This is a genomic window from Nonomuraea lactucae (genome assembly GCF_003313395.1).
GTDB classification, from domain to species: domain Bacteria; phylum Actinomycetota; class Actinomycetes; order Streptosporangiales; family Streptosporangiaceae; genus Nonomuraea; species Nonomuraea lactucae.
On record NZ_QNFZ01000955.1, the window covers coordinates 1 to 10035 of the forward strand.

The following is a 10035-nucleotide window of genomic DNA, read 5'->3' on the forward strand; positions in this document are numbered from 1 at the left end:
CCTCGGGCGCCGCGCGGCCCGCTGCCGCCTCCAGCCCGCTGGCCGGCGCGCCCACCCCCTCCGCCACCCCGACGCTTGACCTCACCCCCGCCCAGACGGTCACCCCCACGCCCACGCCGGTGAGGACCGTCCCGGCCGTGCGGGTGTGGAGGTCGCGTGACGGCTGGTCCATCGCGCGGCCCACCGGCTGGCGGGGCGCCCGCGAGGAGGCCTACACCGAGTGGACCCGGCGCGGCGGGACCGGGCACCTGGGCGTGGCGGCCTCCTACGTCACCCGCGACCCCTACCAGTTGCTCCGCGACTCCGAGGACGAGCTCCGCAAGAGCGCGCCGGACCTGCGCGTCGTCGGCCGCAGGACGGCCGTCCACCAGGGAGTCAAGGCCGTGGAGTGGGAGTTCGCCTACACGGCGGGCCAGGGCGGCGCGCCGTGGGCCAGGCCGGGCGCGAGGTATCGCGAGGTGCGGCGCGTGGTCGTCGCTGACCACGCCTCCTACACGGTCTCCTGGGCGATGACCGAGCCCCAGTGGGGCCGCCACAGGGGGCTCATGCGGCAGGTGATCACCAGCTTCACCGTTGGGGCCTGAGCCGCGGCGTTTTGCCCATGATCGGGTGGATTTTCGGCTGCATCTACCGCTCAGGGGCTTCACCGGGCACGATGAACAGTTTTCGTGTCTTTAACGACCCCGGTCTGTTCGACGTTGCCCCTGGGAGATACCTTCTTACGGACGATCTCTACGAGCTCAAGGGGGGTGCTTCAGGTGACGACGACCATGTCGACGCACCGACGGGCAGTAGAGCAGATCCGGCGATCCTACGCGGAGATCCCCGGCGGCGCCGCGCCCCGGCTGTCCAAGGCCACGTCCAACCTTTTCAGGTTTCGCGACCAGGCCCGCACCGCCAAGCTGTCGGCCAGGGACCTCGACGAGGTCATCAGCGTCGACCCGGCCACGATGACGGCCGAGGTCCAGGGTATGACGACCTTCGAGGATCTCGTCGACGCCACGCTCCCGCACGGCCTCATGCCGTACGTGGTCCCCCAGCTGAAGACCATCACGCTGGGCGGGGCCGTCACCGGCCTCGGCATCGAGTCCACCAGCTTCAGGGACGGCCTGCCGCACGAGTCGGTCGAGGAGCTCGAGATCCTCACCGGCGACGGGCGCGTCGTCGTGGCCCGCGACGACAACGAGCACCGCGACCTCTTCCGCGCCTTCCCCAACTCCTACGGCACGCTCGGCTACGCCCTGCGCATCAAGATCAAGCTCAGGCCGGTCCAGCCGTTCGTCAAGCTCACCCACATCCCGTTCGCCGACGCCGACAAGTGCATGCTGGCCATGCAGGAGATCTGCGAGCGCATGGAGCACGACGGTGAGCCCGTCGACTTCGTCGACGGCGTGTTCTTCGGCCCGCAGGAGATGTACGTCACGGTGGGCCGCTTCGCCGAACGCGCCCCCTACACCTCCGACTACACCGGCATGCGGATCTACTACCAGTCGATCAGGCAGCGGCACCGCGACTGGCTGACGATCCGCGACTACCTGTGGCGCTGGGACACCGATTGGTTCTGGTGCTCGCGCGCGTTCGGCGTGCAGCAGCCCGTGGTGCGCTCGCTCATGCCGCGCCGCTGGATGCGCTCCGACGTCTACCGCAAGCTGGTGGCCCTCGACCGCAGGGCCGGCGTGACCGCCCGGATCGACCGGTGGAGCGGCCGGCCCGTGCAGGAGTCGGTCATCCAGGACGTCGAGACCCCGGTCGAGCGCGGCGCCGAGTTCCTCGACTTCTTCCACGCCAAGGTCGGCATGACGCCGGTGTGGATGTGCCCGCTCCGGGCGTCGTCCCGCTGGCCGCTCTACCCTCTGGAGCCGGGCCGGCTCTACGTGAACTTCGGCTTCTGGGGCATGGTCCCGTTGCCGCGGGGGCAGTTCGACGGCTACCACAACCGGCTCATCGAGAACACGGTGCACGAGCTCGACGGGCACAAGTCGCTCTACTCGACTTCCTTCTACGCCCGTGAGCAGTTCTGGGGCCTCTACAACGGCGATGCTTACTGGCCGGTCAAGCGGGAATACGACCCGGACGGGCGCCTGCTGGACCTGTACGACAAGTGTGTGCGGGGAAGGTGAGCAGATGGCACTGGCATCCATCTTTGAGAAGATCGTCGGCCCGAAGGCGAACATCGCCTTCATGGCCTACGACGGCAGCAAGGCGGGTCCCGACGGGGCGGACATCTGCCTTGAGGTGAAGTCGCCCATCGCGGTCGCCTACATGGCGCAGGCGCCGGGCGAGCTCGGTCTCGCCAGGGCCTACGTCTCGGGGCACATCGACCTGCACGGCGACCTCTACACCGTGCTCGACCGCATGTGGAACATCACCACCAACGACCTGACGCCGGCCGAGAAGGTGGCCGCCGTCCGGGCGCTGGGCCTGAAGCCGCTGCTCATGCGGGTGCCGCCGCCACCGCAGGAGGTGCGGCGCAGCACGATGGCCAGGCTGGGCTCCCGCCACGCCAAGCAGCGCGACGCCGAGGCTATCCACCACCACTACGACGTCTCCAACCGCTTCTACGAGTGGGTGCTCGGCCCGTCCATGGCCTACACCTGCGCGGTCTACCCCTCCGAGTCCTCGACGCTCGAGGAGGCCCAGTTCGCGAAGTTCGACCTGGTGGCCCGGAAGCTCGGGCTCGAGCCCGGCATGCGGCTGCTCGACGTCGGCTGCGGCTGGGGCGGCATGGTCATGCACGCGGCCAAGCACTACGGCGTCAAGGCCCTCGGCGTGACGCTCAGCAAGCAGCAGGCCGAGTGGGCCCAGCAGGCCATCGCCGAAGCGGGGCTGCAGGACCTGGCGGAGGTCCGCCACATGGACTACCGCGACGTCTCCGAGTCCGGCTTCGACGCGGTCAGCTCGATCGGCCTCACCGAGCACATCGGCAAGGCCAAGCTGCCGTCCTACTTCTCCTTCCTGTACGGCAAGCTCAGGCCGGGCGGACGCCTGCTCAACCACTGCATCACCCGGCCGACCGGCACGGAGAAGACGTTCAACAAGGGCGGTTTCATCAACCGCTACGTCTTCCCCGACGGCGAGCTGGAGTCGGTCGGCTACCTGGTCAGGCAGATGGAGGACACCGGCTTCGAGATCCGCCACGAGGAGAACCTCCGCGAGCACTACGCCAGGACGCTGCGCCACTGGTGCGACAACCTCGACGCCAACTGGGCGGACGCGGTGCAGGAGGTCGGCATGGGCACCGCCCGGGTCTGGGCCCTCTACATGGCCGGCTGCATCGTCGGCTTCGAGCGCAACAAGGTCCAGCTCCACCAGGTGCTCGGCGTGAAGCTCGACGACGAGGGCCACTCCGGCGTCCCGCTCCGCCCGGCCCTCGACTGGCCCTGATCCCTCCTGCGGCTCCGGCGGGCCCGTCTCAGCTGCGCGTCTGGCTGACGAGCTCGTCGGTGGCCTCCTGGTAGGCCGTCGCGGCCCGGCCGAAGTAGTCGAACAGGACGGCCAGCTCCTCAGCTGAGAAGCTCTGGAGCAGCTCGCCGATCCGCCGCCGTGTCCCGGCCAGCACGGTGTCGAGGCCCTCCGGCCGGCCCGCGGACTCCACGATCACCTTGCGCCGGTCGGCCGGATCGGCCGCCCGCCGTACGTGGCCGCCCCGCTCCAGCCGGTCGATCAGGCGCGTCGTCGCGCCGGTGGTCAGCCCGGTCCGCGCGGCCAGCTCGCCGGAGGTGAGCGGCCCGCTCAGGTCGAGCAGGTTGAGCGCGTAGTAGTCGGTGGCGTTCAGCCCGGCGGCCTCGGCGGTGGCCAGGCTGTTGAGCACCATCGCGCTCAGGTAGCGGCGGAAGACCGCGGACTGCGGCGTTGACACGGGAGATTCCTCTTCTCTAATCTAATATCTGCAAGCAAACAGATAAATGCTCAATGCAGAGGTTGCATCGAGCAAGCTATCAGAGGAGTGCGCATGGCCACCATCCAGACCGGCGAGCGGGCGGTCCGAGAGCTGTTCGACCAGCTCAAGGACGCCTGGGACCGTGGCGACGGCGACGCCTACGGGGCCTGCTTCACCGAGGACGCCACCTACACCACCTTCGTCGGCACCGTCTACCGCGGCCGCGCCGACATCGCCGCCGGCCACCAGGCGCTGTTCGGCGCGTTCCTCAAGGGCACCGTGATGTTCAACGACCTCGTCGAGATCCGCTTCCTCGGCCCGGACGCCGCCGTCGTGCTCGGAACGGGAGACGTGGGCCGCAAGCGCCCCCGCGCGCTGGGCAAGGTGCAGACCTACACGCTGGTCCGCGAGGCGGACGGCCGCTGGCGGATAGCCGCCTTCCACAACACCAAGCGCAAGAGCCTGATGGAGGCCGTCTCCTTCAGGCTCCTGCCCGCCAGCGCGCCGCGCGGAGCGTGAGGCGCGCCCGGTCAGCGCAGCTCGCGCTTGAGGATCTTGCCGGTGGCCGTCATGGGCAGCGTGTCACGGAACTCCACGAGGCGCGGATACTTGTACGCCGCCATGTTCTCCCGGCTCCAGGCGATCAGCTCGTCCTCGGTGACCGTGGCGCCGGGGTTGCGGATGACGTACGCCTTGACCTCCTCGCCGTGCGACTCGTGGGGCACGCCCACGACCGCCACGAGCGAGACCGCCTCGTGCGTCATGAGCACCTCCTCCAGCTCCCGCGGATAGACGTTGAACCCGCCACGGATGATCATGTCCTTGGCCCGGTCGATGATCGCGTAGTAGCCGTCGGCGTCGCGGGTGGCGATGTCGCCGGTGCGGAACCAGCCGTCGCGTATCACCTCCGCCGTGGCCTCGGGCCGGTTGTAGTAGCCCTTCATGACGTTGTGGCCGCGGATCGCGATCTCGCCGGGCTCGTCGTCCTCGACCGTCTTCCACTCGCTGTCGATGAGCTTCATCTCGACGCCCCAGATCGGGGTGCCGATCGTGCCCGGCTTGGTGGGCAGGCCCGGCTGGTTGAAGCTCGCCACCGGGGAGGTCTCCGACAGGCCGTACCCCTCGTGGATGGCGATGCCGAAGGTCTGCTCGAAGTCCCTGAGCACCTCCACCGGCGACGAGGCGCCGCCCGCCACCGCCACGTTCAGGGTGGTCGGCACCTCCGCGCCCTCGGCGTGGATCTTCGTCAGCATGCCCCAGTACATGGTGGGCACCCCGGAGAAGAGCGTCACCCCCTCCTTGCGCATGAGCGCGAGCGCGTCACCCGGGTCGAAGCGCGGCATCAGCACGATGGCGGCGCCCCGGCGCAGGCCGGCGTTCATCATGACCGTCTGCCCGAAGGAGTGGAACAGCGGCAGCACGGCCAGGAACACGTCGCCGCCCTCGGCCGCGGGGAACATCTCGTCGCTGACGATGGCGTTCATCAGCATGTTCTGGTGGCTGAGCTCGGCGCCCTTCGGCTGCCCCGTGGTGCCGGACGTGTAGAGGATCACCGCGGTGTCGTCGGGCGCCGTCTGCACGGTCTCGAACTCGGCCGACATCCCGTCGAGCGCCGCCCAGATCGACTCGCCGTACTCCGACTCGGTCGCGAGCGGCGTGGCGGGCAGCACGAAGAAGTGCTCGCACCCCTCGGCCGCCTCGAACCCCGCCCTGCCCCGCTCGCCGAGCGGCAGCTCCGGCGAGCCCTCGAAGCAGAAGAGCGCCTTGGCCTCGCAGTCGTCGAGGTGGTAGGCGATCTCGCGGCTCTGCAGCAGCACGTTCAGCGGCACCACGGTCGCCCCGGCCTTGAGGATGCCGAAGTAGACGAACGGGAAGTAGGGCAGGTTGGGACAGGCCAGCGCGACCTTGTCGCCCTTGCCGATGCCGCGCGAGACCAGCAGGTTAGCGACCTGCCGGGCTACGCTGTCGATCATGGAGTACGGCAGGCGCATGTCACCGAAGACGACGGCCGTGCCGTCGGGGGCCTTCCTGGCGCTGTCCTCCAGGATGATCGACAGGTTGAGCATGACGCTTTCCTCCCTATGGCGGCTTACGCGGACGATTGCGCGTTATCCTCGCAGCGCACCATACCGGCCGGTAGGTGACGTGGGCCACAGGGGGATATGGACGAGTCTGCTCGCCTGGAGTAAGCAGGTACCACGTCGCTGTCCCCTGGAGGAGCAATGGAGTACGACTACGTGATCGTCGGTGCCGGGTCGGCCGGCTGCGTGCTGGCCAACCGGCTGTCGGCCGATCCGGGGGTGTCGGTGGTGCTGGTCGAGGCCGGCGGGCGCGACGACAAGCTGGAGATCCGCATGCCCGCGGCGTTCAAGAAGCTCTTCAAGACGGCCTACGACTGGAATTACACGACCGCCAAGCAGCCCGAGATGTCCGGCCGGGAGCTCTACTGGCCGAGGGGCCGGGTGATCGGCGGCTCGTCCTCCATGAACGCGCAGATGTGGGTGCGCGGCTGCCGCGAGGACTACGACCAGTGGGGGGTGCCGGGCTGGTCGTACGAGGAGGTGCTGCCCTACTTCACGCGCGCCGAGCGCCGCGTCGGCAGCAACCACGGCGGCGTGTACGGCTCGGCCGGCCCGCTGTACGTCTCGGAGCTGCGCAGCCCCAACGTCACCACGGCCGCCTTCCTCCGCGCCTGCGAGGAGCTGGGCCTGGGGCGCCTGGAGGAGCTCAACGGCCCCTCGAACGAGGGCTACAGCCCCACCCCCGTCAACCAGAACCGCGGTCGCAGGTGGAGCGCGGCCGACGCCTACCTGCGTCCCGCGCTCAAGCGGGCCAACCTCACCGTGATCACCGGCGCGACCGTGGACCGGGTGGTGTTCGACGGCACGCGCGCCACCGGTGTCGAGCACAGCGGCGGCGCCCAGGTCAGGGCCAGGCGCGAGGTGATCCTGGCGGCGGGCGCGATCGGCTCCCCATACCTGCTCATGCGCTCGGGGGTGGGCGCGGCCGACGAGCTGCGCGACGCGGGAGTGGCGCTCGTGCGCGAGCTGCCCGAGGTCGGCAAGAACCTCCAGGACCACCTGACGTCCGGGGTGCTGATGCGGTGCAGGCAGCCGGTGACGCTGACCAAGGCCGAGTCGGCCGGCAACCTGCTGCGCTACATCGTGCTGCGCTCCGGCATGCTGACCACGAACGTGGGCGAGGCCGTCGCGTTCGTGCGCACCTCGCAGGAGGAGCCGGCGCCGGACATCGAGCTGATCTTCGCGCCCGGGCCGTTCATCGACCACGGCCTCACGCCCCCGACCGGGCACGGGATGACCATCGCCGTGGTGCTGCTCCAGCCGGAGAGCCGCGGCAGGGTCGGGCTGAACGGGCGCGACGTGGTGATCGACCCCGCCTACCTGACCCGGGAGGGCGACGTCAAAAGGCTGGTCTCCGGCCTGAAGACGGCCAGGCAGATCTTCGCCGCGTGCGCCATGAAGCCCTTCGCGGACGGGCCCATGCCGCCCTTCCAGGAGGCGGAGAGCGACGAGGAGCTCGCCCAGTGGGTGCGCGAGCGCGGCGAGACGCTCTACCATCCGGCCGGCACCTGCCGCATGGGCGTCGACGAGGAGTCGGTCGTGGATCCCGAGCTGCGGGTGCGGGGCGTCGAGGGGCTCAGGGTGGTGGATGTGTCGATCATGCCGACGCTCAATCGCGGGCACACCCACGCGCCCGCCGTCATGATCGGTGAGCGGGCCGCCGACCTGATCCTCGGCGGGATGCGACGCCCTTGACGTAAGTGATCACTTGCACAAGGGTGTACGCATGACGCTCTACGCCGACCTGGACATGTCGCACCTCCAGTTCTGGGGGCTGCCGCGGTCCACCCGCCTGGAGGCCTTCCGAAGGCTGCGGCAGCTCGACCGGCCGGTCTTCTTTCGGGAGCAGCAGGCGCCGTTCATCAAGGCCGGGCCGGGCTACTACGCCCTCGTACGGCACGCGGACGTGATGGAGGCCAGCAGGAACGCGGAGGTCTTCAGCAGCCAGCCGTGCGCCAACAGCATCCCCGACCTGCCGCGCTGGCTCGCCGTGTACTTCGGCTCGATGATCAACATGGACGATCCGAGGCACGCCAGGTTGCGCGGGATCGTCTCGCGGGCGTTCACCCCGCGCGTCCTGGCGAAGCTGGAGGCGGACCTGGCCGTGGCCGCGGCCGAGATCGTGGACCAGGCGATCGAGGAAGGGCCGGGAGACTTCGTCACGCAGGTGGCCGCCCGCCTCCCCGTACGCGTCATCTGCGACATGATGGGCATCCCGCCGCAGCATCACGACCACGTGCTGCGCTGCACCAACGTGATCCTCGGCAGTGTGGACCCCGAATACACCGGCATCGGCGCCGAGCTCAACCGGCTCCGGATGGCCCGCGGCCTGGGCAGGCTGCTCCGCGCCGGCTACTCCCTCAACCGCATGGCCGCCAGGCTGGGCGACGAGCGGCGCAAGCATCCCACGGGCGACCTGGTCAGCCTGCTGGTCAACGGCGAGGAGCGGCTCACCTCCCAGGAGCTGGGCTCGTTCTTCATCCTGCTCGTGGTGGCCGGCAGCGAGACGACGCGCAACGCCATCGCCCACGGGCTCAAGCTCCTCACCGACCACCCCGCCCAGCGCCGGCTGCTCCTGGAGAACTTCGAGGGGCTCATCGGCAGGGCCTGCGACGAGGTCGTCCGCCACTCCACGCCGGTCATCCAGTTCCGCCGCACGCTGACGCGCGACCACGTCATGAACGGCACGACCTACCGCAAGGGCGACAAGGTCCTGCTGTTCTACAACTCCGCCAACCGCGACGAGGCCGTCTTCCAGGACCCCGACGTGTTCGACGTCACCCGCGACCCGAACCCGCACGTCGGCTTCGGCGGCCCGGGCCCGCACTACTGCCTGGGCGCCCACCTGGCGCGCCGGGAGATGGTCGTGATGTTCCGCGAGCTGTTCGCCCGGCTGCCGGACATCAGGTCCGTGGGCGAGCCCGACTACCTGCTCTCGAACTTCATCAACGGCATCAAGCACCTGCGCTACACCTTCTGACCCACCCGCTGACCCGCCCGGCCGGGAACGCCGTCGGCGCGGCCGGGCGAGTGCTAGGTTTCGCAGTCATGGAGATCAGGACTATCCACGCCAATGGGGTGGAGTTCGCGTATCTGGCCGTGGGAGAGGGGCCGCTGGCGCTGTGCCTACACGGCTTCCCCGACACCGCGCACACCTGGCGCCACCTGATGCCGGGGCTGGCCGAGCGGGGCTACCGCGCCGTCGCGCCGTTCACGCGCGGCTACGCGCCAACGGAGGTCCCCGCCGACGGCGCGTACGAGGGCGCGGCGCTCGTGGCGGACGTCCTCGCGCTGCACGAGGAGCTCGGCGGCGGCGACGACGCGGTCATCATAGGCCACGACTGGGGAGCCTTCCCCGTCTACGCCACCGCCGGGCGCTTCAGGAAGGCGGTGGCCATGGCCCTGCCGCCCACCGGCGCGCTGCTGCCCGGGTTCCTGGAGTACGAGCAGCTCAAGCGGTCGTTCTACGTGTTCCTCTTCCAGACGTCCCTGGCCGAGGTCGCCGCCGCGGACCCCGCCTTCCTGGACAACCTCTGGCGCGACTGGTCGCCCGGCTACGACGCGCGGCAGGACCTCGACTTCGTCCGGCGCAGCATCGGCCGGCCCGCCAACCTGGCGGCGGCCATCGGCTACTACCGGGCGATGCTGGGCACCACGCCGTCCTCCGGCCGCTACCCGGAGGTCGATCCCAGCCCCACCGGGCCGGTCCTCTACCTGCACGGCGCGCAGGACGGCTGCCTCGCGCCGGGCGTGGCCAAGGGCGTGCTCGACCACCTGCCCGAGGGGTCGCGGGCTGAGCAGGTGGCCGGCGCCGGGCACTTCCTGCACCTCGAACGGCCCGACGAGGTCAACCGGCTGGTGCTCGACTGGGTCGGCCCCGCCTCCTGACCTCCTTCCGGAGCACCGCGATCACCGGCCGCCGCCCCGACAGGCCGACCTCCAGCGCCCGCTCCACCACGAACCCGCCCGGCTCGCGGGGCGGGTCGTGGAGCAGCGCCACGGCGAGGCCGTCGTCGGCCAGCACCCGGCGCACCTCCCGCCAGAGCGGCCCGTCGCCGCGGGCCAGCCTCCCGG

At 70.1% G+C, this 10035-nt stretch carries 9 protein-coding genes and 1 pseudogene; 7 read left to right on the forward strand and 3 right to left on the reverse strand.

Annotated elements, in window-relative coordinates:
- The 3 genes and pseudogenes from DQW85_RS33440 to DQW85_RS33450 form a co-directional block, all read left to right on the forward strand.
- Window positions 1-584 (forward strand): annotated as a pseudogene (locus tag DQW85_RS33440) (hypothetical protein); the annotation flags it as partial.
- A 186-nt stretch (window positions 585-770) separates the two neighbouring features.
- Entirely contained in the window at window positions 771-2120 is a 1350-nt protein-coding gene (locus DQW85_RS33445) for an FAD-binding oxidoreductase (RefSeq protein WP_113703774.1), read from the forward strand.
- Window positions 2121-2124: 4 nt separating this feature from the next.
- The gene (locus DQW85_RS33450; protein WP_113703768.1) at window positions 2125-3384 is read left to right on the forward strand and encodes an SAM-dependent methyltransferase; all 1260 of its coding nucleotides are present in this window, start codon (window positions 2125-2127) and stop codon (window positions 3382-3384) included.
- 28 nt (window positions 3385-3412) lie between these two features.
- Here the strand turns inward: DQW85_RS33450 and DQW85_RS33455 are convergent, their stop codons facing one another.
- Window positions 3413-3859: a MarR family winged helix-turn-helix transcriptional regulator gene (locus tag DQW85_RS33455; RefSeq protein WP_205315604.1), complete on the reverse strand. Its 447-nt coding sequence runs from the start codon at window positions 3857-3859 to the stop codon at window positions 3413-3415.
- Window positions 3860-3952: 93 nt separating this feature from the next.
- Here DQW85_RS33455 and DQW85_RS33460 point away from each other — a divergent pair, with 93 nt between their 5' ends.
- The gene (locus DQW85_RS33460; protein WP_113703769.1) at window positions 3953-4399 is read left to right on the forward strand and encodes an SgcJ/EcaC family oxidoreductase; all 447 of its coding nucleotides are present in this window, start codon (window positions 3953-3955) and stop codon (window positions 4397-4399) included.
- Window positions 4400-4410: 11 nt separating this feature from the next.
- Here the strand turns inward: DQW85_RS33460 and DQW85_RS33465 are convergent, their stop codons facing one another.
- The gene (locus DQW85_RS33465) at window positions 4411-5946 is read right to left on the reverse strand and encodes a long-chain-fatty-acid--CoA ligase (RefSeq protein ID WP_113703770.1); all 1536 of its coding nucleotides are present in this window, start codon (window positions 5944-5946) and stop codon (window positions 4411-4413) included.
- Window positions 5947-6102: 156 nt separating this feature from the next.
- On the opposite strand from DQW85_RS33465, the gene DQW85_RS33470 reads away from it, so the two are divergent.
- The 3 genes from DQW85_RS33470 (at window position 6103) to DQW85_RS33480 (ending at window position 9849) form a co-directional block, all read left to right on the forward strand.
- Entirely contained in the window at window positions 6103-7656 is a 1554-nt protein-coding gene (locus DQW85_RS33470) for a GMC family oxidoreductase (RefSeq protein WP_113703771.1), read from the forward strand.
- A 31-nt stretch (window positions 7657-7687) separates the two neighbouring features.
- Window positions 7688-8941: a cytochrome P450 gene (locus DQW85_RS33475; protein ID WP_113703772.1), complete on the forward strand. Its 1254-nt coding sequence runs from the start codon at window positions 7688-7690 to the stop codon at window positions 8939-8941.
- A 68-nt stretch (window positions 8942-9009) separates the two neighbouring features.
- Complete coding sequence (locus DQW85_RS33480; protein ID WP_113703773.1) at window positions 9010-9849, forward strand: alpha/beta fold hydrolase; 840 nt, start codon at window positions 9010-9012, stop codon at window positions 9847-9849.
- Here the strand turns inward: DQW85_RS33480 and DQW85_RS33485 are convergent.
- On the reverse strand, window positions 9809-10035 hold a 227-nt coding region (locus DQW85_RS33485), incomplete at its 5' end, for a hypothetical protein (protein WP_162795575.1). The two genes, DQW85_RS33480 and DQW85_RS33485, sit on opposite strands and share 41 nt — an antisense overlap.